We start from the raw sequence: 19,649 nt of genomic DNA on the forward strand, positions 1-19,649 counted from the left end.
AGGTAAAACAATGGCAACAACTACTAAAACAAAGTCAAAAAACAAAACTTTAACGGATACTCTCAACAGGCAGGTGGCGAACTTTTCCGTTCTTCATATGAAACTGCATCATTTCCACTGGTATGTAAAGGGCGAGAACTTTTTTACCCTGCACGTTAAATTTGAGGAACTATACAAGGAAGCTGCCTTACATCTTGATACGATTGCGGAAAGAATGCTGTCGCAACGGTTATTACCGGTGGCAACACTCACAGAGACCCTTGAGCTTACCACTCTAAAAGAAGCAACAGGGGAAGAAAGTGCGCAGCAAATGGTCCAAACACTGGCTGATGATTTTGAGATGATTTGTACGGAGCTGACAGAAGGGATCTCGCTTGCCGAGGAGAATGAGGATCAGCCGACTGCCGATTTACTCGTTCACATTCGTACCTCGTTAGAAAAGCATAGATGGATGTTTGAAGCATATCTAGGCGGGTAAAAAACACTTAAACCGGGGTGTCAGCCATAGCGCTGACACCCTTCTATGATGAGGCATTTGTAGAAATCAAGACGAGACACATATCGTCTTTTGGGGGATTGACGAGCTCCCAGCCTGGCTGCAGTTGATGAAGTAACGCCTCAGGATCCTGCATATCCTCCGCTTGCAAAGCGCCAATCAGCTTATCTGTTGCATCTTCATATTTTTCCTCCAGCCATTCTGATAGCCCATCCGTAAACAACAGGATCCGCGCAGATTCGCGGTAAGAAATGACCCCTTTGGTGACTTCAATATCCTCAAAAAAGCCGAGAGCACATGACCCTTCTGTTAACAGCTTCACTTCCTGATCCACAATTGCAATTCCCGCGGGATGACCCGCATTGACATATTCAATACTTTGTTTTTTCGTATCGAGGACAAAGTAAATCGCCGTAAAATAGTAGTTCATTAAACTATCAGGGTTATGAAGCTGATTCATTCGCCTGTTCAGCTCTAACAGGACCTTTTCCGGATCAACGATTCCCGTAATCGTATCTTTTAACGCGGAATAGATATACATCCCGACAAGTGAGGAAGAAATCCCGTGCCCCATCATATCAAGCAGAATTACGCCATATTGATTCGGACTAATCTGATACCAGGCATAGAAGTCGCCGGCAAGCTCAAAGGTGGGCCTGTACACAGAGGAAATGCTGATATCCTTTTCCTTTAGCGGGCTGCTAAGCATACTTCGCTGCACTTGCCTGGCTAGGTCCAATTCATACTGAATTCGTCTGTCCCGTTCCTTCCGCAAATCTTTTTCTTGCTTTAACCGCAGGACGGAACGAATCCGGGCGAGGAGTTCAACTTTATTAATCGGTTTCAACACATAATCAAGGGCTCCCACATCCATCGCCTCGGCCATTTTATTGGAATCTCCCATCGCCGTAACAAAAATAATAGGCAGGTCGGAGAACCTTTCAGTGGCTAGTACCGTCCTGCAGGCTTCAATTCCATCAATTTCCGGCATCATCATATCCATTAAAATTAAGTCGACCGGTACTTCACTCGGATTAGGTGCATCAAGCTGTAAATATTGGTACAACTCCCCTGCAGATGAGAGCTTAAGCAAATTACCATAGCCTGCTTTCCTTAGGATTTTCTCCACAATCATGAGATTCGTACTATTATCATCGACGATGACAATCTTCATTGGCATTGGGCTTCCCCCCTATTGCAAAAGGTGATGCCTGACCTCCATCCTCAATCAGGGTCAGGCACTTTATTAGATGGAACAATCCTGACGCGGGTTCCGGGCAAGAGCCTTACGCAACTTCTCAATCGCCTTTTTTTGCATACGAGAGACATGCATTTGCGAAATTCCTAGCAGCTCCCCCACTTCGCGTTGGCTTTTGTTTTCGATAAACGTCGACTGAATGATTTGCTTCTCCCTTTCGTTCAACACATGAAGGACGCTCTCGAGCAGCAGCTGCTGGTCGATTTTTTCATATCCTTTATCTTCTGACCCGATCACATCTAACGCAGTAACCCCACTCCCATCGGAACCGGTTTCAATGGTTTGGTCCACAGAAGCTGTTTGATACCCTTTTCCTAATTCCATTGTTTCTAGTACTTCCTCTTCAGAAATCCCTAAATGCTCAGCTATTTCAGGTATCTTAGGTGAGCGTTGATAGCGGTTAGTCAGCTCATCCACGGCTCCATTCAATTTGGGCCATGTTTCCTTTATCCGCCTTGGTACATGTACATCCCACGTCTTGTCCCTTAAAAAACGCTTGATTTCACCAATCACCATCGGAACTAAATAGGCTTCAAAATGATTCCCGGTGCTAGGGTCGAAGCGTCTGATGCTAGACAATAATCCAATCATCCCTACCTGGACAATATCTTCATGCAAATTCCTGCCTTTTGAATATTTTCTCGCAATACTCCCAATCAGATTGGTGTACTGTTCCACTAAGAGAATTTGGGCGGTTTCACTCTCGTTCTCCTGAAAATCCTGGATCAACGCATATATTTCTTCTTTAGTTCGTTTCACGGTCTGAGGTGGCTTTGTCATGATTTTCACGCTCCTCGCCTAGATACTTCACCATGAAGACCGTTACTCCGGACGTATTCGAAACACGGACTTCATCCATGAGCGTTTCGATCAGATATAAACCTAACCCTCCCTCTGTGAGTTGATCGACTGTACTTGATTCTGTATAAGGGCCAAGTTCTTCTTTTGTCTGTATAAAATTAAAGCTTTGACCGCTGTCAGCAACCATCGTTTCTAACTTATCCTCGTAAATACCAAAGCCAACAATGACTTCTCCGCCTTCCTCATCCGGATAGGCATGCTGCACCGCGTTTGTGCAGGCTTCACTTACGGCAATTTTTATATCCTCAATTTGCTCATATGTATATCCCATGGTGCTGGCTATTCCTGAAATTGTTAATCGAATGACACCCACATACTCCGGTTTGGCTGGAATCTTCATTTCAACATAATCCATCACGTGTTTCATCGTCCCCCATCCTCTGTTTTGTCGGAAATACTCATAATATGGCTTAAACCGGTAATCTTAAACAGACGCTTCAGGCGGTCTGATAACTCAACCAGCCTAAGTTCTCCCTCGTTTTTGTTCAGTTGCTTAAACATCCCTACAAACACACCAAGCCCGGTACTATCCAAGTAGGAGACATCCTTTAGATTCACCGTAATGACTTTATTTTTCCCCTCCGTAAGAGGCAGTAACTCCTCACGAAGCTTTGGTGCCGTATACGCATCGATTTCTCCGGTAACACTCACAAGTATTTCCTTCTCATTCTGATGTTCTTCAATATTTACCTTCATGTCATCACCTCTGAAAAATAGTTAATGGTTACATACCCTTTATAATAGAAGCTAAACCTATTATTTTAAAAAATATTTTTCTAGCATTATACCAAAATAAGGAAAGTTTTCGAATAGTTATAAAAGCCTAGTGAAATAGTAGTGATTTGGATGTAAGAAAAAGGCTTGCACCCATTTGTGCAAGCCTCTTATATAGTAAAGGTAGTGTATGGTAGATTAAGAATCAGTTACTATTTTAATCGTTACTTTTACTCTGCGATTTCGATGGGGGATCTTGAAATTGTTTATCACCATTCTTGGAAATCGAATCACCATATCTCTGCCTGTCATTCTCTTGTTGGACATTTTCACCACTTAAAAAGGCGGGGTCGTCATCTCTTTGCCCGTTCTGGCGTGAAAGCTCTCTTAAATCTTCCACAATCCCGTCGCCAGGAAATTCTTGCTTCATCGAAGGATCTTCTCCATCGTTATATCCCGTTCGTCCTTTTTCGTTCCTGTCGGTAAATTCGTTTTCATCCTTACGTCTTAATGATTCCATTTCCTTGTCATCAACATAATTTTTAGTCATCATGGTTTCCTCCTCTTATTTTTTCAGATTGCCGTTTTTCATTCCTGCTGGTTTTACCGAACAATGCAACCACATACTTCAACCACCCTCCTTCAACTCTATCGTTTTGATTAGGTTAGCTAGTTTCTAACCTTGATAGTGTTATACCCGATTCTACTAGGTTCAAACCTTTTTCAATGAAAAAATGAACCTTTCTTTTTCCCTTTTAAAAGATCCCCTGTCCAGCCCTTCGACTTTAAGTAGCCATAGAGTAGAGCCGTTGACAAGACAATCGAAATAATAGAAACCAGGTAACCATACTTCCACTCGAGCTCCGGCATATGTTTAAAATTCATTCCCCATAGCGCTCCTAAAGCCATAATAGGGGTAAAAATAATCGTCAGAACCGTTAAGGTTTTCATAATTTCATTTCCCCGATGGGACGATATGACCTCTTCTAAATGAATCATCGAGTCTAACTCCTGTTCATACTCCCTTAGCAGAACCATCGCCCGGTCTATCCGTTTACATGTTCGGATAAAAATATCTCCGTTATTGACGGCAGGAAAATCATTTTCCTCTATCGCCATTTTCAGCTCCTGGATTGGAATCAAGAGATTTTTACAAACCAACAGCTCATGCCTCTGACAAAAAACATGTTCTAAAATCCTCATATCATTCCTTTTTTTCACACCCCACATCAGCTTATGGAGCGACTCTTCGAACTGGTCAATCTCACCCAGTAAGTCATTAACCAGCTCTCCTAGCAAAAATAAAAAGCCATCTACTGCATTCTCTGTTTTATTAAGCTGCCGCAGCATCACTTCTGGGGACAGTTGTTTAAAAGAGGTAAACTCTAAATCAATCGTAAATAATGTATTTGAAGTTATATAGAAATGAAAAATTTGACGGTCTTCTTCCTTATCCTCATTTTGTCTATAAATAAGAGACCCATTCACGACCCTTTCCCCATCTATCAACCCATGCACTTTCACGAAGTTGGTTTGATTTTTTCGAACAGAGGACAGCCAGCCAGAAAGTATGGTCTCCTGTTCCCATACTGCATTTAGCTCATCCTTTTTTAATTGAACCCATTTCCAGTGGTCAAAATTAATATTTCTCTCCAAACTAATCCCTCCTTCCAATCAACCCTTTAATTCCCTTAAATAGAGTTAACCAAACGTAAAAAAGGTTTCATCGAGAAAGGAAACGGGTATGTACAGAACAAGTCCAAATCTTAAGGAGGTTTTATTGATGAGTAAAGTTGTAAGTATGAGCTCACTGGTAGCGGTAGGAATTGGGGCATCAGCTGCAGTATGGCTATCAAACAAACCGAACAGGATTAAAGCTGAAAGTGTGTTAAGAGACTGGAAACGTAAGGTAAAACCGAATGTATATGCGAAATCAGAGCAGCTACCAATCGAAAAGGGCGGCAATCCGCACCCGAGGGATTTTGCCGATAACGAAATGGTGAGCGAAGGAGCACAGTATTCCGTTCAATTTTACAATGAGAAAATCCAATAATAGAGCAGTGGTTGGGGTCCTAGGACCCCAACTCTTTTTTATTTTCTCTTCGATTAACAATCCCTTTCAACATAAAAATGCCTTCCTTTCTCTCGAAAAGAAGACATTTTTTTTTACGAATAAATTTTATGACGATGAGTTTCCATGCACGCTTATCAGTTCATCCACGGTTTGAATCCGCTTATCTCCTCTTACATCTTCCTCCGGGGTTAAAAATGACGGATCCTCCGGAAGGCTAGCCATTTTCTCTTTCTCCTGCTCTTTTTGCGCTTCTACCGTTCGTTTGGCATACGGCAGGGCTTTAAGCCTTTCATAGGAAATGCGTTCTCCTGTATCGACACAAACGCCATAAGATCCTGTGTTAATCCGCTCCAAAGCCTCCTTCACTTCTTCGAGGAGATTGTTTGCTGTATCATGCAAAACACTTTGTCTTTCTCTTTCTTCTAATTGTGTGGCCGTATCCGCAAAATGATTATCATAGCTTGTTAATTCTCCGTAATCCTCGAACGACAAAGGCTGACTGGCTTCTACCATTTGAATCGTTTCTTCTTTAAGTTGTAATAATTTTTTCTTAAAATAGCTCAGCTCTTCTTTTGATAACATTTCTTATCCCTCCCTTACTTCCTTCCTTTTATCTACCCATTAATGTATAAGCTTGAAACCTTGTAATCGATCCAGTTGTTCCTGCTCGTTACCACCCTAGTTGATTCCATTCAAAAAATTGCATTATTGTATGACTTCGTTTCATCCTTGTTTTCCCCCTTGATTATTTTTTCTTCTATTGATTTATCTTTTCTCAACTTCCATAACCGATAGGTATGATGAGCAATCACCTTTATGACCGCATACATAGGAACCGCTATGATTAACCCAAGAACCCCTCCTATACGTCCTGCTGCAAGTAATAAGGATATAATTGTGAGCGGATGGATCTCTAACTTTTTCCCCATCACCTGAGGTGAAATAATGTGTCCTTCAATCTGTTGGACGACAATCATGACAATGAGGACTTTTACCACCATAATCGGTGAATCAATAAACGCAATAATCATTGCAGGAGTAATCGCAAGGATTGGACCGATAAACGGGATGACATTGGTAAACATTGCAAAAATCGCAATAAGAAGGGAGTAGTCAAGGTCAATAATCAAATAACCGATAAAGAGCATGATACCTATACAAAAACTAACAAGAATTTGGCCTTGGATATAAGAGCTGAGCGCTTCATCTAAATCTGCTATTATCTTTCGTCCATTTTTCTGCTGCTTGGCTGGCAATAAACGAAGAATATGCTGAGGCGCCTTTTCGCCTTCTTTTAACATGTAATAGAGAATAAACGGAACAGTCGCAAAGACCGTTACAATACTTGCGACTACCCCGATAATATTCATTAAATTTGTTCCAATAGTAGAGAGACTTGACGAAACCGACTTTTTAATCGCTTTGGAAGCCTTGTCTAAATCAACACTGTCATTTTCTTGTAAATGATTGATCCATTTACTCTGTTGCAGCTCAGTCAATTTGTCCGGTATGACCTCAATGATTTGAGGTGTGATATCAACGAAACTCTTCATTTGCTCTTTCAGAACGGGTCTGCCAAGAGAGATTAATAATGCGATTAAAAGACCGGATACTAAATAAATCAGCAGGATAGAAAGTATCTTTGGAATATTTCTCAACTGAAGATAATTCACCAGTGGGCGAAATAAGTAAAAGAGCACCCCGGCAAACAAGAAGGGGAAAAAGAGTGTTTGGACAAGTAAAAAGACAGGTCGGAAAATAAAATCAATTTTCATTGCTACAAAAATAATTAAAAAAATAAGCAAAAGACCGTAACCAAATCGAAATGCCTTCGTTTGTAGCATGTTCCTCAACTCCATTCATCAAAACCCTTTATGAATACATACCCGTTCCTTAATGAAGCTAATCCCACATTTTTGGAGATTTACAAAAATAGTTGATAACACAAAAAGACATGCGAAGCACCGCACGTCTTTTGATTTCCTCATTTCTATTAGGAAATGTTTATTTCTTATCAAGCGTAGGTGTAATGTTCAATTTTCCGAGTATATTTTTCACCTTCATTCTGTTGGGTTTAGAGGCTAACCACTTTGCGATCGATACTCCCATTCCCAAAAACGTTAAAATTCCTTTCATCGATAAAACTCGTTTCATATAAACACCTCCTTTAAATCCCATAACTTGTAACCCTTGTTTATGTTGTACCACCTAATGACCATTCTAAAACACCTTTTTCTCCGTTTAATAGTTTTGAAATACTCGTAAACTATTGAAATATCTATTAAATAGGTTATTTTTCTTTCGAAAAGGTTTAAGACAACATATATCGGGTATTTAACTAGTAAGTCACACGAACTGTTCGTTTATTTAGTAGAAAATCCAGTGATAAAAAGGTTGGGGTGCTTGCAGCCCCAGCCAATTTTTGGATTCAGAGGTGAAAAAAATGAATCTATTCTTTCTACTCGTCTATTTCATCATCATTACTGCTGTCATCGAAATTTTTGTGATTCTCTTTCGGCTAACAGACCTCAAATTGGAGATTTCGAGGTTTCAGGTCATTTCATTGATGACAGGTACAGGTTTTACGACTGGAGAGTCTGAGCTGATTTTAGGTCACCCGGTTCGCAGGAAACTAGCCACTTTTCTAATCCTATTTGGGGCCTTCTCACTTGCTGTTATCATTTCATCGATTAGTAATATTTTATCAGAGGATCTTCGAACGAAAGATATTTTCTATGCGGCAGGCGGTGTTCTGCTTGCTTTTGCCATTTTAAAGCTAAAGAGTGTACAAACTAAATTATCCAAGTTATTTAAGCAAGACATGAAACAGAATATTGAACTTGGTGATCTGCCAATAAGGGATATCTTTATGTCAGAAAAACAAGACAAGCTGCTAAATCTTCATATCTATAAAGAATCTTCTCTCTTTCAAAAACAGATCAATCAAGTGATTCATGATCATGACCAGTTAGAGTTTGTTGTATTGTTTATCAAAAGAGGCGAATTAAAACTCAGAAGAAATATCTATCACACAAAAATACACGAAGGTGATCAGATTCTGTTATTCGGAGAAAAAAACGTCATTTCCAAGCTATTTAAAAATGACATTAAAATCATGGAGGAAAAACTTAAGAATACCCAACATACGCCGGTTAGCGAGTACCAATAATCACCATAAGGGCAGGTTCGACTCAATCCCAAATCACTCCTCATACTGACATAAAAAGGCACACGCTATATAAAATGACGTGTGCCTTCCTTTGTTTTTCCATTTGCTTAGCTAACAATTTTCTTTACATCTAAATACAAAATATGGTAACCAACAGCCTCACGGACTTTGAACAGGTATCCATCGAATTTAGCCTCTGTCCCAATAGCAACGTCAAAGTTTTGTGTAAGAAACCAGCCACCGATTGTATCGATTCTTTCACCGGTTATGTTTATACCGAGTAAACTGTTAACATCCTCAATTAAAACTTTTCCATCCAGTAAATAATGATTTTCCTTTACCTTTTGAATCTTTGCGACTTCATCGGTATCAAATTCATCCCTTACCTCACCAACAATTTCCTCAATAATATCCTCAACTGTCACTAACCCTGATGTTCCACCGTATTCATCGACAAGGATGGCCATTTGAGTACGTTCTTTTTGCATTCTCACCAATAAGTCATGGATGGGGATGGTTTCAATTGCTTTAATCACAGGTTTAATGAAGGGTCTTAGACTCACTTCTTCCTTATGATTTTTATTCATTATTTGGGCCGTTACAATCACTTTAACGTTAAGAATCCCTATAATGTTGTCTTTGTCACCCTCAATGACAGGATACCGAGAATAATTTTCCGTTCTTACCCTGTTTAAAAACACATCAATGGTATCGTTAATCGTTAGCGTGCTCATCTCCGTCCGCGGGACCATTATTTCTTTTGCGATTCTCTCATCAAATTCAAAAATATTGTTCACATAGGTTAATTCATTTTGATTGATTTCACCCCTTTTATAGCTTTCCGACAAAAGCAAACGAAGCTCTTCTTCCGAATGAGCTAATTCCTGTTCCGATTCTGGCTTTAAGCCAAAGATTCCGACCAGCAGCCTGGCAGAACCGTTTAGTGCCCAAATAAATGGCCGCATTACTTTGGTAAACCCAATGATGGGAGCAGCTAACAGAAGTGCTACCTCCTCGGCTTTATGAATGGCAACAGTCTTAGGAGCTAGTTCCCCCACTACGACATGCAGAAACGTAACGGAGGCAAAGGCAAGGATAAAAGATATAATATGTGCGATGTATTCATTCATATTTAATGCCGAAAACAAGGGGTGAATTAGTTTTTCCACCGTAGGCTCTCCCAACCACCCAAGTCCGAGTGCTGTAACCGTTATCCCCAGCTGACAGGCTGATAGGTATTCATCTAAATGGTTTACCACCTTTTTAGCCGATACCGCACCCTTTTTTCCTTCCGAAATCAATTGATCAATTCTAGATGGACGTACTTTTACAATCGCAAATTCTATCGCTACAAAAAAACCCGTTAGTGCGATTAATAGGGCAATTAATAGTAGATTCAATATGATCATTAAGCAGCCTTCCTCCCTTCTTATAAAAATAACAATCCGAAATCATGTAGATCCGGATTGTTATCGTTTCGTTTAGCTTTAACGAATCTATTATTCTATTATTTTATTATCGATTTTATGGTCTAGCTTACGCAGATACTTGGAAGCAAAATCCTTTCCTCCAAGACCGAATGCAAGTCCAAAAGCTAACGCTAATCCACCTAATAGAAGGATAAATGCAGCATTGACGATGGAATGCGCAACACCCAGTTGATCCAATGCCATAAAGATAGTTATCGTAAAAATGGCATATTTCGCAACAGCGGCGAGAGTTCTAGAATAGCTGTTCTTAAGGATATTTTGTAAAATGCGCTGTACTAAGTTACCTAGATATAAACCAATTCCTAAGATAATTAGGGCCGCAAACAACATTGGTAGATACGAAATCACACCAGTTCCAAGAACGACAAGGAACTCCAATTGGACAATTTGTAAGGCTTCAACCGTAAATAATAAAATAACAACAATTTTGGCTAGCAATCCAATGATTTGAGAAAGTGTGTAGGTGGATTGCTCTGTTTTAAGTGAACCAAGACCCATGTGGATAAAGATATTATCAACCTTTAAACGCCATAGCATTTGTGTAACGATTTTCTCCACCCATTTACCAAGCCATATCCCTACTAATATTAGAATTACGGCGACCGCAATGTTTGGTATAACCGATACGACATCTTGGAGCATACCAATTGCTGGATCCGAAATGCCTTTTAATTCAAGTTTTTCTAAGGCTGTAATAATGGTAGGTATTAAGATTAAAATAAACGCGATATTTCCGATAATACTTGAAAGACTTGTCGTATCCGTCGTTTTTACAATACCTATACGTTGACCAAGCTTTTCCGTACCAATACTGTTTAAGAAGTTTGTTAGAATATCTCGGACTATTTTTGCAATCAGCCAGCCTACAAACACAATAAGAGCGGCCGCAAATAGCTTAGGTATGAAGGCAAGTAAGGTTGAAAGCGTATCTGCAAATGGTTCTGAAACTCCTTCAATCTGCAGGGCTCCTAATACTCCAGGCAGGAAAAGTAAAATTACAAAATAGAAGAGTGCCGTTGCGATACCGTTAACCTTGTTTACCGCTTCACTTTGACTTATCGCAATCTTCCATTTTACTAAGTGGCGTTCTAAATGAACCAGAGCCGCTCCCTTTTTAAAGAGCATACGTAGCAGCGAGGCAACACCCCATGCAAAAAGTAAAATAAGGGCAGCTTTTAAAAAGTTTGGAATCGCTGCTGTAATCATCGTCAGCATTTCTACAAGCGGCGTCGCAATAAAGCTTAAGTTAAGCATATTGAAAAAGATAATCCACACCACTACCAATAAGATATAATAAACAATTTTTCCGATAATGATTTCAGAAGAATATTTCTTTGTTCCAACGTTTGCAAAGAGCTTATCATCAAATCTCGTCCTCTTTAATACGGCCTCGACACTTTTCCCAATGCTTTTGGCAATCAGCCAGCCCACCAATAAGACTAAAAGGGCAAATAATAGGTTGGGAAGCTGATAAAAGTACGAGGTCCATCCCGTCATCATTTCGTTTATATGCATTCTACCAATCTCCTTTTCTACTTTTTAATAAGATAAGAGTAAGAAGTTCCTCTTCCCTTTCCTATCTCCGCAGCATTTAGTTTGTTTCCGGATTTTTATTCTCTAACTCATCCTTTTGTTCTCCGTCAGTAATTCCATTATCCTGGTCCACTCCATCTCCACAGCCAGTCAGAGCACCAAATGTTAATCCAAAAACAAGACCTGTCATGATTAATTTCCTTTTCCACGTTTTATCCATTTTTATTTCCTCCTTTAATTTGTCTAGTATGCTTTTACCCTTTTAGTAAGTGAGCTAAACAAAAAACGATCAATTTCTATCAGCTTAATGTTTTTTAAAAAAAAATATTATATAGGAAGAAAACCGTTTTCCAGCCATTTTCTACTAAAAAAAGTTTCAGATCTTTTTTAACGGGAATATAAAAAGGGCAGAACAAAACACGACGAAGGGAGCTAAAGAGGCTATGAAGAAAAGTTTACTAGTTAGTGGATTGGCTGTTTCACTTACCTTTGCCGGATTAACGGGATGCGGCGATGGGGTTGACCAAGATAACGGGGTCAGTGATGGACAACAGAATGATGCGGTAGATACAGATACAAAGCAAAAAGCCGATGATACCATCAATAATGTAAAAACAGAATTAAAACAGGCACAAAAAAACTTAGAGAAGAAAATTGACGATAACGGTGTAAGTGATGGTGTTAATCAGTAACTCACGGCAGTAGAACTACGCCCAGTAATTTAATAAATACAAGGAGGCTGAAACAAAATGAATAAAGATAAAGTGAATGGATATGTAGATACCGTTAAAGGAAAGGCAAAGGAGCAATGGGGTAAATTGACCGATGATCGTTCAACGGAAACCGAAGGTAAAGTCGATCAAGCTAAAGGTAAATTAGAAGAAGGCGTTGGGAAAGTAAAGGATAAATTATCAAGATAGCCATTGGGTAAAACTATCTATCAAACTGTGAATCTTTCGAAGCGAATAAAAGAGGAGGAATTGAAATGGACAAGGTTGAAAAGAATGTTGTAGGTGTTTATGATACAGAACAAGAAGCGATTGTAGCGATAGAGGAGCTTGTCAAACAAGGATACGACAAACAGGATATCTGTGTCATTGGTAAAGACCTTAAAGATGTGAATCATATTGCGGACGAAACTGGTACGGTAGTGGAAGAAAAGGCTGCTACAGGTGCCTTAACAGGTGGAACACTCGGCGGGATAACAGGTTTATTAGTAGGAGTAGGTGCTCTGGCAATCCCAGGAGTCGGCCCCATTATCGCCGCAGGTCCCATTGCTTCAAGTATAATTGGAACCATAGCAGGTGCAGGTTTAGGCGGATTAACGGGAGCACTCATTGGAATGGGAATTCCTGACGATGAAGCCGAATACTATGGGAACTCTGTTAAAGAAGGAAAAATATTAGTTTTAACCAAGAATAGAATGAATAATCATATGGATGACAGGAATTCATTAGCGGCAGCAAACAATAGCTCGATGGCACAGGATTGGGATGAAGTGAAGAAGCTTGGAAACGAAATGAAGAATAGTGATTCTAAGGATGAACTGCAGGAAAAAGGACAAATACCTGACCCGATTCAAAAATAGCCACACAAAAAAAACGGTCCCTTCAAAGGACCGTTTTTCTTGTTAAGAAGAGGCCCCCACGCCTCTTCTTTCGCATTATATGGTTACCCCTTTATTCGACCTAGACCGGGTTCTTCCCCCAAAGTTGCCGGTCTATTGTAGAAAGTCTGAGAAATGGTTGAAGTTTTCGTTTACGAAGTCGATCGCGATGTCTGGGAATATTCCAAACAGTAGAGATGCTGCGACGGTGACGATTAGAACAACCACAATTCCAACTGGAATTTTTGTAAACTTGCTGTCGTCCGCTGCTGGGCGGAAGAACATTTGTGTCATGATTCCGAAGTAGTAGAAATATGAAACTACTGTTGTCGCAATCATAACAGATGCCAATACATAATGCGGTTCCTGTACCATGAAAGCACCGATGAAGATGTTCAGCTTGCCGATGAAGCCTGCTGTTCCTGGGAAGCCGGCTAATGCGACTAGCAAGATACCCATTGCGACTGCTAACACCGGTGAACGGCGATACAAGCCTGCGAAATCAGCTATCTTCGTTGAACCTGTTTTCGCCTCTACCAATTGGATAATTGCAAAAGCGCCAAGGTTCATGAATAAGTACGCTAATAAATAGAACCAAACACTGTAAAAGAAGTTCGAACTCAGTGATGTGAACGCAACAAGAATGTATCCTGCGTGGGCAATACTTGAGTACGCAAACATTCTTTTAATATTACTTTGTCTCAACGCAACAACATTACCGATGATCATTGTAGCTGCAGCAATGACAGCGATGTAATCCTGCATATTATACAAAATCGGAATCGAACCAGGGCCTTCTGTAGCCGCTACTCCAAAAATCGAAATCATAATTCGCGCCACAATCACAAAGCCGGCTGTTTTCGATACAACGCTCAAGAATGCGGTAACTGGTGTTGGCGCTCCTTGGTAAACGTCCGGTGCCCACATATGGAATGGAGCAGCAGCCAATTTAAAGCCTAATCCTACGAAGATCATTAAGAACGCTAGTCCGAGCAAATAAGCATGCTGTGCATCCGCTAACGCTTGCAGTGTACGTGCAATGGCTAATAGGTTCGTTGAGCCTGTTAAGCCGTATACATAGCTCATACCGAACAAGGTAATCGCTGTAGCAATCGAACCGTTAATGACGTATTTCATTGCTGATTCATTCGACTGCAGGTTGTTTTTTCGAATACCCGCTAAGATATAAGAAGAGATCGATAACAATTCCAGACCAATAAATAATGTAATTAAGTCGCCGCTTGATGTCATAATCATTCCGCCGAGTAATCCGGTTAGGAATAAATAATAAAATTCACCGCGGTATTCTTCCAATCCCTCATCAGCCTTGTAAGAGACTGCTAAAAATAGTACAAGCGCTCCTCCTGCAAGAAGAAGGAGTTTGAATGCTTTTCCAAAAGAATCAAGACGGAAGGTATCCTCTAAAATCGAATCAGGCACTGCCCCAAGTAATCCGACTAGAGAAACCATCGCGGCAAAAATGGCGGCAATTCCGATCCAGCCGAGGATTCGGCGGTCTTGTTTTTTCGGCATAAATAAATCTAACACTGTGAGAAGCGCTGCTACACCAACGATGATGAACTCTGGTGTCATGATGCCCCAATTAAATGATGTTAATTCTTCAAGACTCATCCTTCATCACCCTCCTAACCCTAGCATAATCGTTTCAAGTGTGGCTTGAAGCGGTGAGCTTAGAACGCTTGGTATTACTCCGATTAAGACGATTAAAGCCATCAGCACGACAACCGGTACGAATTCAACGCCCTTCAAATCTAGGACTCCTGTAAAGTCACGGTGTGATTGTCCGTACGTAATGCCGAGTACGGCCCGTAATAAATATACGGCAGTCATGATAATCCCTATGCAGCCGACTGCTGCAATCCATGGCATTTCTTCAAATAGCCCTAAGAAGGCCATAAATTCACTGACGAATCCAGACATACCCGGTAAGCCAAGTGACGCCAATGCTCCAGCAAGCAGGAAGCCTGAAGCAATTGGCATTCCCTTTGCCATTCCGCCTAGGTTTTCCATCAATGATGTATCTGTGCGCTCATAGAAAGCTCCTACTAGGAAGAACAATAGCGCTGAGATTAAACCATGTGATACCACTTGGAAGATGGCCCCTTGCACCCCTGCCTCATTCATCGCCGCTAATCCGATTAACACGATTCCCATGTGAGAAATCGACGAGTATGCCAAGACCATTTTAAAGTCTGTTTGAATGAACGCTAGGAACGCTCCGTAGAGAAGGTTTACTACTCCAAGGATGGCCAAGAGTACCGCAAGTTTTTCAAACTGCTCCGGGAAAATACCCATCCCAAAACGAATTAAGCCGTACGCACCGATTTTCAATAGAATACCAGAGTGAATCATAACAATCGATGGCGGCGCCTGCACGTGGACGCGAAGCATCCAGCTGTGTAATGGGAAAATTGGCAGCTTAACGCCAAAAGCGATAAGTAGTCCGATCAATAATCCAAGTTTTAAACCGCCCGATAATGGAACGTTCGGGTCGTTCATCATTTGCGTTAACATTTCAATATTGGTGGTTCCTGTTTTCGCAAACAAAATCATAATCACGATTAACAGGACAGCTGAGCCTAAACCGTTATAGATTAAAAAGCTGTAAGCTGCTTTTTCTTTTTCAAAATAACCCCATTTTCCGATTAAGAAGAAGGTTGGAATTAAGGTAATCTCAAAGAATAAGAAAAATAGAACTAAGTTTTCTGCTGTAAATACTCCAAGCATTCCGATTTCTAATAGCAGGAACAGCATGAAGTAGCCTTTCCATTCTTTTTTAATATAAATGGAGGCAATCGCTGCGAGTGTTGCGACTACAGCCGTTAGGACGACTAAGAGCATTGAAAAGCCACTGACACCGAGTTCATAGTTCACTTTCCAATATCCTGCTTCAGCACCGGCAAGGCCGCCGAAAGTAATCCATTCCTTAACAACGTTAAAGTCGCTTAAATCCTTGCCCCAAAGGTAATGGAGATACAGTCCGACTGCAATTCCTAATGCAGGAAGTGTCGCTAGAAAGCCAACGATTTTAATGGTTTTTTCTTCTGTTTTAGGCATGAAGGCTAAAACAATAATTCCGAGTAACGGGGAGAATACTAATAGTGATAGAACGAAAGAAAGATCCATTTATAAGTACCCCCCTGTTAATACAAAGATGACAGCAAGCAGTGCCATGCCAACGAATGCTACTGTAACATAGGTTTGCGTTTGACCTGTCTGCAGCTTTGACATTGCCGCTCCAAGGCCTTGCACAATCCCTGCCACACCCTTCATGATTCCTTCTACTAAGAAGACATCAATGAAACGTAAGAAGTAGCTGATTCCTTTTGTAAGTGCAACCACTGACATTTGATAGAATTCGTCAATGTAGTATTTGTTCGTAAGAATGGTGTGAAGCGTATCGCCGCTTCCAGAAAGCCAGTTGCGTGCGATAGAACGCTTGTAGTAAATCATGTAAGCAAGGTAGATACCTGCTAGAGAAACAACTGTTGCCGCAATCATAATCCAAATTGGACCTTCGATATGACTATGACCAAGTGCTTCGTTGCCGTCCACCAGCCATTCACCAAGGTTGTGATTAAATGGTGTTTGAACATAACCCGCGATTATCGCTAATACGCCAAGAACGATCATTGGGAAGGTCATCATCGATGGTGATTCGTGAACATTTTTCATCGGTGTTCTCGCTTCTCCTGTAAAAACCATGAAGAACAAGCGGAACATGTAGAATGCGGTCATGAATGCCGCTGCGAGCGCTAGTAAGAACAGGACTGGATGTCCGCCTTCCCAGGCTGCGATTAAAATTTCGTCCTTACTGAAGAACCCTGAAAACAATGGCACACCGCTGATCGCGAGTGTTCCGATTAAGAATAATGGTGCCGTAAGCTTTAGCTTTTTCCAAAGTCCGCCCATTTCTTCGATGTTCTGTGTGTGTACCGCATGAATGACGCTTCCTGCTGCTAAGAATAGCAACGCTTTGAAGAAAGCATGTGTCATTAAGTGGAATACACCAGCGACATAGCCGGCAGAGCCTAGGGCTAGCATCATGTAGCCAAGCTGGCTGACCGTTGAGTAAGCTAAAACGCGTTTAATATCGGTTTGCACAAGACCGATGCTTGCTGCGAAAATCGCAGTGAAGGCACCGATGATTGCGATTGTTAATAGTGCAGTTTCACTCGCTGCAAACAGCGGAAAAAGTGCCGCAACTAAGTAAACACCGGCAGCAACCATTGTCGCCGCGTGGATTAATGCAGAAACAGGTGTCGGACCTTCCATCGCGTCCGGTAACCATGTGTGAAGCGGGAACTGACCTGATTTACCAACAGCGCCGATGAAGATTAAGATTGCTGTTAAAGTAATCATCGTGCTTGATACAGCACCAGCCTCAACGGCCTCGAAAATCTCACTGTATTCAAAGCTTTTGGTTTCCCAGAATAATAAAATCATCCCGATTAAGAGACCCACGTCTCCGATTCGGGTCATAATGAACGCTTTTTTTGCCGCAGCCTTCGCTTCTTCTTTGTAGAAATAGAATCCAATTAAGAGGAAGGAACCGACTCCGACGAGCTCCCAGAAAATATAAGTTTGCAGCAGGTTTGGCGAGATGACAAGCCCAAGCATTGCAAACGTAAATAGTCCTAAATAGGCATAGAATACTGGAAACCGCTCATCCCCGTGCATATATCCCTTTGAATAAGTATGTACCAGGAAGCTGACGAGCGAGACAATTACAAGCATTAATGCATTCAATTGATTCACTTCAAAGCCCGCTGTTAAAGAAATATCTCCTATCCTGAGCCACTCCGTTGAAGTCTTAAACGTTGGTTGAGAGAATCGCTCGAACAACACCAACAACGAATACACAAGCGAGGCTAACGTAAGAAGAATACCAACGTACGCACTCGCATCCTTCAGCCGCTTACCAAATAGAAGAAGAATCAAAAACGAAAGTAGCGGGAAAAGCGGTATGATCCATGCATTTTCCATCATCATCACAATCCCCTTTTTAAAAATGGTGCCTGTCACCCGCGGTGAATCTTTTCAATAAAATTCACCAGTGGACACTGTCCACCGAGGTCACACACCAAATATTACCAATTTGTCCACCTGAGACGGACAGTGTCTTTCTGTGGTGACAGGCACCGCAGTATCTAAAAAAATTTCAACCTACCATTAACTAGTTTTTCATTGTGTCCATATCGTCGATGTTGACGGTTTTGCGGTTGCGGTATAGGGCTATCAAGATTGCCAGACCGACGGCTGCTTCTGCAGCGGCTACGCTAATCGTGAACAATGCGAAGATTTGGCCGGTGATGGACGGAGCCACACCGTATTTGCTGAAGGTTACCAGGTTAATATTGACGGCATTCAGCATGAGTTCGATGGAGATGAGGACGATGACGGTGTTTCTTTTGGTCAATGCCCCGTATAACCCGATACAGAATAAAATCAGTGCGAGTGCCAGGAAGGCTGAAGCAGGAACTGAACTCATTCCTTGTCACCCTCCTTCTCGTCTTTCTTCGCCAGAACAATCGCTCCAACAAGTGCGACTAATAGTAAAACAGAAGTTAATTCAAACGGGATTACCCATTTAGAGTAAAGGGCTTCCCCTATTTTCATGGTATTGTCCACGTGTAAGTCCGTTGGGACCTGCACCACATTGAAATCATAGATTCCAATGTAGACAGCCACTGCAAAGCCGAGTACACCTAGGAATAAAAAGAACTTTCTTCCTTTGCCTGTGGTTGTTTCCCCTTCATCATCATGCTTCGTTAACATAATCCCGAATAACATGATAATCGTGATCGCACCGGAATAAATCAGGATTTGAACCGCTGCGACAAATTCAGCTGACAGCAGCACGTAAATACCGGCAATGCTGACAAACGTAAATATGAGGGCAACGACCATATGCACGACTTTGGTAAGGTTCAATAACAGGACGCCGCCAATGATAGCGACTAGGGCGAGGCCCATAAATGCGATAAACTCGCCTGATATTGTCATGGTTTATTCACCTGCCGTACGTTTTCGTCGTTCTCATCTAACCATTCAAGGTTTTTAAATAACATATCACGGCTGTAGGACGCTAACTCAAAGTTATTGGTCATCACAATCGCTTCGGTTGGGCAAACCTCCGTACAGAGGTCACATAGGATACAAATCTCGAAATTGATATCATAGGTATCAATGATTTTCCCTTTTTTCGTCGGATCCGGATGTTTTTTACCCGTTAAATTAATACATTCTGTCGGGCAAATGTTCATGCATTGATTGCACACGATACACTTTTCCGGATAGAACTTTTGAATCCCGCGGAAGCGGTCCGGAAGCGGAAGCGGCTCATCTGGATAGTTATAGGTTACCTTTTCTTTTGTTAGCTGTTTTAGGGTATATTTCAAGCCTTTTGTAAATCCAAGCACGTTTT

General features: G+C 41.3%; 24 protein-coding genes. 6 read left to right on the top strand and 18 right to left on the bottom strand.

Features of this window, described 5'->3' with window-relative positions; genetic code table 11:
• Window positions 1-10: 10 nt before the first annotated feature.
• A complete protein-coding gene (locus QNH48_RS29290) occupies window positions 11-478 on the top strand; it encodes a Dps family protein (RefSeq protein WP_283953140.1) in 468 nt (155 codons plus the stop codon).
• A gap of 43 nt (window positions 479-521) precedes the next feature.
• On the opposite strand, the gene QNH48_RS29295 is transcribed toward QNH48_RS29290, so the two are convergent.
• From QNH48_RS29295 to QNH48_RS29320, 6 genes are all read right to left on the bottom strand, one after another.
• Complete coding sequence (locus QNH48_RS29295) at window positions 522-1,670, bottom strand: PP2C family protein-serine/threonine phosphatase (protein WP_481858522.1); 1,149 nt, start codon at window positions 1,668-1,670, stop codon at window positions 522-524.
• A 72-nt stretch (window positions 1,671-1,742) separates the two neighbouring features.
• The gene (gene sigB / locus QNH48_RS29300; RefSeq protein ID WP_283953142.1) at window positions 1,743-2,534 is read right to left on the bottom strand and encodes an RNA polymerase sigma factor SigB; all 792 of its coding nucleotides are present in this window, start codon (window positions 2,532-2,534) and stop codon (window positions 1,743-1,745) included.
• Window positions 2,500-2,982, bottom strand: coding sequence for an anti-sigma B factor RsbW (gene rsbW / locus QNH48_RS29305; protein WP_283953143.1), 483 nt, complete (start codon window positions 2,980-2,982; stop codon window positions 2,500-2,502). The genes sigB and rsbW overlap by 35 nt, the downstream gene beginning before the upstream one ends.
• Window positions 2,979-3,311 carry an anti-sigma factor antagonist gene (locus QNH48_RS29310; RefSeq protein ID WP_283953144.1) on the bottom strand — a complete coding sequence of 111 codons (333 nt, stop codon included), beginning with the start codon at window positions 3,309-3,311 and terminating at the stop codon, window positions 2,979-2,981. The genes rsbW and QNH48_RS29310 overlap by 4 nt, the downstream gene beginning before the upstream one ends.
• Before the next feature lie 235 nt (window positions 3,312-3,546).
• Complete coding sequence (locus QNH48_RS29315) at window positions 3,547-3,882, bottom strand: hypothetical protein (RefSeq protein WP_283953145.1); 336 nt, start codon at window positions 3,880-3,882, stop codon at window positions 3,547-3,549.
• Window positions 3,883-4,052: 170 nt separating this feature from the next.
• Window positions 4,053-4,985, bottom strand: coding sequence for a magnesium transporter CorA family protein (locus QNH48_RS29320; RefSeq protein WP_283953146.1), 933 nt, complete (start codon window positions 4,983-4,985; stop codon window positions 4,053-4,055).
• A gap of 127 nt (window positions 4,986-5,112) precedes the next feature.
• Here QNH48_RS29320 and QNH48_RS29325 point away from each other — a divergent pair, with 127 nt between their 5' ends.
• Window positions 5,113-5,382, top strand: a complete 270-nt coding sequence (locus QNH48_RS29325) for a hypothetical protein (RefSeq protein ID WP_283953147.1) — start codon at window positions 5,113-5,115, stop codon at window positions 5,380-5,382.
• 126 nt (window positions 5,383-5,508) lie between these two features.
• Here QNH48_RS29325 and QNH48_RS29330 read toward each other — a convergent pair whose 3' ends face one another.
• The 3 genes from QNH48_RS29330 to QNH48_RS29340 all read right to left on the bottom strand — a co-directional run bounded on the left by QNH48_RS29330 (window position 5,509) and on the right by QNH48_RS29340 (window position 7,557).
• Window positions 5,509-5,985, bottom strand: a complete 477-nt coding sequence (locus QNH48_RS29330; RefSeq protein ID WP_283953148.1) for a TraR/DksA C4-type zinc finger protein — start codon at window positions 5,983-5,985, stop codon at window positions 5,509-5,511.
• A gap of 110 nt (window positions 5,986-6,095) precedes the next feature.
• Window positions 6,096-7,247 (bottom strand): AI-2E family transporter, encoded by a 1,152-nt coding sequence (locus QNH48_RS29335; protein ID WP_283953149.1) that lies wholly within the window; start codon window positions 7,245-7,247, stop codon window positions 6,096-6,098.
• 160 nt (window positions 7,248-7,407) lie between these two features.
• Window positions 7,408-7,557 carry a hypothetical protein gene (locus QNH48_RS29340; RefSeq protein WP_283953150.1) on the bottom strand — a complete coding sequence of 50 codons (150 nt, stop codon included), beginning with the start codon at window positions 7,555-7,557 and terminating at the stop codon, window positions 7,408-7,410.
• 289 nt (window positions 7,558-7,846) lie between these two features.
• On the opposite strand from QNH48_RS29340, the gene QNH48_RS29345 reads away from it, so the two are divergent.
• Window positions 7,847-8,572 carry a hypothetical protein gene (locus QNH48_RS29345; protein ID WP_283953151.1) on the top strand — a complete coding sequence of 242 codons (726 nt, stop codon included), beginning with the start codon at window positions 7,847-7,849 and terminating at the stop codon, window positions 8,570-8,572.
• Window positions 8,573-8,679: 107 nt separating this feature from the next.
• Here the strand turns inward: QNH48_RS29345 and QNH48_RS29350 are convergent, their stop codons facing one another.
• The 3 genes from QNH48_RS29350 to QNH48_RS29360 form a co-directional block, all read right to left on the bottom strand.
• The gene (locus QNH48_RS29350; protein ID WP_283953152.1) at window positions 8,680-9,981 is read right to left on the bottom strand and encodes a hemolysin family protein; all 1,302 of its coding nucleotides are present in this window, start codon (window positions 9,979-9,981) and stop codon (window positions 8,680-8,682) included.
• Between the two features lie 90 nt (window positions 9,982-10,071).
• The gene (locus tag QNH48_RS29355) at window positions 10,072-11,577 is read right to left on the bottom strand and encodes a mechanosensitive ion channel (RefSeq protein WP_283953153.1); all 1,506 of its coding nucleotides are present in this window, start codon (window positions 11,575-11,577) and stop codon (window positions 10,072-10,074) included.
• A gap of 76 nt (window positions 11,578-11,653) precedes the next feature.
• Complete coding sequence (locus QNH48_RS29360; RefSeq protein WP_283953154.1) at window positions 11,654-11,815, bottom strand: hypothetical protein; 162 nt, start codon at window positions 11,813-11,815, stop codon at window positions 11,654-11,656.
• Between the two features lie 223 nt (window positions 11,816-12,038).
• Between QNH48_RS29360 and QNH48_RS29365 the strand changes: the two genes are divergently transcribed.
• The 3 genes from QNH48_RS29365 (at window position 12,039) to QNH48_RS29375 (ending at window position 13,183) form a co-directional block, all read left to right on the top strand.
• Window positions 12,039-12,287 (top strand): hypothetical protein, encoded by a 249-nt coding sequence (locus QNH48_RS29365; RefSeq protein WP_283953155.1) that lies wholly within the window; start codon window positions 12,039-12,041, stop codon window positions 12,285-12,287.
• Window positions 12,288-12,344: 57 nt separating this feature from the next.
• Window positions 12,345-12,515: a CsbD family protein gene (locus tag QNH48_RS29370; RefSeq protein WP_283953156.1), complete on the top strand. Its 171-nt coding sequence runs from the start codon at window positions 12,345-12,347 to the stop codon at window positions 12,513-12,515.
• Between the two features lie 65 nt (window positions 12,516-12,580).
• A complete protein-coding gene (locus QNH48_RS29375) occupies window positions 12,581-13,183 on the top strand; it encodes a general stress protein (protein WP_283953157.1) in 603 nt (200 codons plus the stop codon).
• Between the two features lie 132 nt (window positions 13,184-13,315).
• Here QNH48_RS29375 and nuoN read toward each other — a convergent pair whose 3' ends face one another.
• The 6 genes from nuoN to nuoI form a co-directional block, all read right to left on the bottom strand.
• Window positions 13,316-14,833, bottom strand: a complete 1,518-nt coding sequence (nuoN, locus tag QNH48_RS29380) for an NADH-quinone oxidoreductase subunit NuoN (protein WP_283953158.1) — start codon at window positions 14,831-14,833, stop codon at window positions 13,316-13,318.
• A gap of 6 nt (window positions 14,834-14,839) precedes the next feature.
• Window positions 14,840-16,348 (bottom strand): complex I subunit 4 family protein, encoded by a 1,509-nt coding sequence (locus tag QNH48_RS29385; RefSeq protein ID WP_283953159.1) that lies wholly within the window; start codon window positions 16,346-16,348, stop codon window positions 14,840-14,842.
• Window positions 16,349-18,211, bottom strand: a complete 1,863-nt coding sequence (nuoL, locus tag QNH48_RS29390) for an NADH-quinone oxidoreductase subunit L (protein ID WP_283955914.1) — start codon at window positions 18,209-18,211, stop codon at window positions 16,349-16,351.
• A gap of 187 nt (window positions 18,212-18,398) precedes the next feature.
• A complete protein-coding gene (gene nuoK / locus QNH48_RS29395; RefSeq protein WP_045518735.1) occupies window positions 18,399-18,713 on the bottom strand; it encodes an NADH-quinone oxidoreductase subunit NuoK in 315 nt (104 codons plus the stop codon).
• On the bottom strand, window positions 18,710-19,228 hold the full coding sequence (locus QNH48_RS29400) for an NADH-quinone oxidoreductase subunit J (protein WP_133369724.1): 519 nt from the start codon (window positions 19,226-19,228) through the stop codon (window positions 18,710-18,712). Before QNH48_RS29400 ends, nuoK begins: the two co-directional genes overlap by 4 nt.
• Window positions 19,225-19,644, bottom strand: a complete 420-nt coding sequence (gene nuoI / locus QNH48_RS29405) for an NADH-quinone oxidoreductase subunit NuoI (protein ID WP_063255622.1) — start codon at window positions 19,642-19,644, stop codon at window positions 19,225-19,227. The genes QNH48_RS29400 and nuoI overlap by 4 nt, the downstream gene beginning before the upstream one ends.
• Window positions 19,645-19,649 lie beyond the last annotated feature (5 nt).

It is taken from the genome of Neobacillus sp. YX16, from assembly GCF_030123505.1.
GTDB lineage: Bacteria > Bacillota > Bacilli > Bacillales > Cytobacillaceae > Neobacillus.

Coding starts and splice junctions, on each gene's coding strand:
- QNH48_RS29290 (WP_283953140.1), top strand. CDS start 11: ATGGCAACAACTACTAAAACAAAGTCAAAAAACAAAACTTTAACGGAT.
- QNH48_RS29295 (WP_481858522.1), bottom strand. CDS start 1,670: ATGAAGATTGTCATCGTCGATGATAATAGTACGAATCTCATGATTGTG.
- sigB (WP_283953142.1), bottom strand. CDS start 2,534: ATGACAAAGCCACCTCAGACCGTGAAACGAACTAAAGAAGAAATATAT.
- rsbW (WP_283953143.1), bottom strand. CDS start 2,982: ATGAAACACGTGATGGATTATGTTGAAATGAAGATTCCAGCCAAACCG.
- QNH48_RS29310 (WP_283953144.1), bottom strand. CDS start 3,311: ATGAAGGTAAATATTGAAGAACATCAGAATGAGAAGGAAATACTTGTG.
- QNH48_RS29315 (WP_283953145.1), bottom strand. CDS start 3,882: ATGATGACTAAAAATTATGTTGATGACAAGGAAATGGAATCATTAAGA.
- QNH48_RS29325 (WP_283953147.1), top strand. CDS start 5,113: ATGAGTAAAGTTGTAAGTATGAGCTCACTGGTAGCGGTAGGAATTGGG.
- QNH48_RS29330 (WP_283953148.1), bottom strand. CDS start 5,985: ATGTTATCAAAAGAAGAGCTGAGCTATTTTAAGAAAAAATTATTACAA.
- QNH48_RS29335 (WP_283953149.1), bottom strand. CDS start 7,247: ATGCTACAAACGAAGGCATTTCGATTTGGTTACGGTCTTTTGCTTATT.
- QNH48_RS29340 (WP_283953150.1), bottom strand. CDS start 7,557: ATGAAACGAGTTTTATCGATGAAAGGAATTTTAACGTTTTTGGGAATG.
- QNH48_RS29345 (WP_283953151.1), top strand. CDS start 7,847: ATGAATCTATTCTTTCTACTCGTCTATTTCATCATCATTACTGCTGTC.
- QNH48_RS29350 (WP_283953152.1), bottom strand. CDS start 9,981: ATGATCATATTGAATCTACTATTAATTGCCCTATTAATCGCACTAACG.
- QNH48_RS29355 (WP_283953153.1), bottom strand. CDS start 11,577: ATGCATATAAACGAAATGATGACGGGATGGACCTCGTACTTTTATCAG.
- QNH48_RS29360 (WP_283953154.1), bottom strand. CDS start 11,815: ATGGATAAAACGTGGAAAAGGAAATTAATCATGACAGGTCTTGTTTTT.
- QNH48_RS29365 (WP_283953155.1), top strand. CDS start 12,039: ATGAAGAAAAGTTTACTAGTTAGTGGATTGGCTGTTTCACTTACCTTT.
- QNH48_RS29370 (WP_283953156.1), top strand. CDS start 12,345: ATGAATAAAGATAAAGTGAATGGATATGTAGATACCGTTAAAGGAAAG.
- QNH48_RS29375 (WP_283953157.1), top strand. CDS start 12,581: ATGGACAAGGTTGAAAAGAATGTTGTAGGTGTTTATGATACAGAACAA.
- nuoN (WP_283953158.1), bottom strand. CDS start 14,833: ATGAGTCTTGAAGAATTAACATCATTTAATTGGGGCATCATGACACCA.
- QNH48_RS29385 (WP_283953159.1), bottom strand. CDS start 16,348: ATGGATCTTTCTTTCGTTCTATCACTATTAGTATTCTCCCCGTTACTC.
- nuoL (WP_283955914.1), bottom strand. CDS start 18,211: ATGATGGAAAATGCATGGATCATACCGCTTTTCCCGCTACTTTCGTTT.
- nuoK (WP_045518735.1), bottom strand. CDS start 18,713: ATGAGTTCAGTTCCTGCTTCAGCCTTCCTGGCACTCGCACTGATTTTA.
- QNH48_RS29400 (WP_133369724.1), bottom strand. CDS start 19,228: ATGACAATATCAGGCGAGTTTATCGCATTTATGGGCCTCGCCCTAGTC.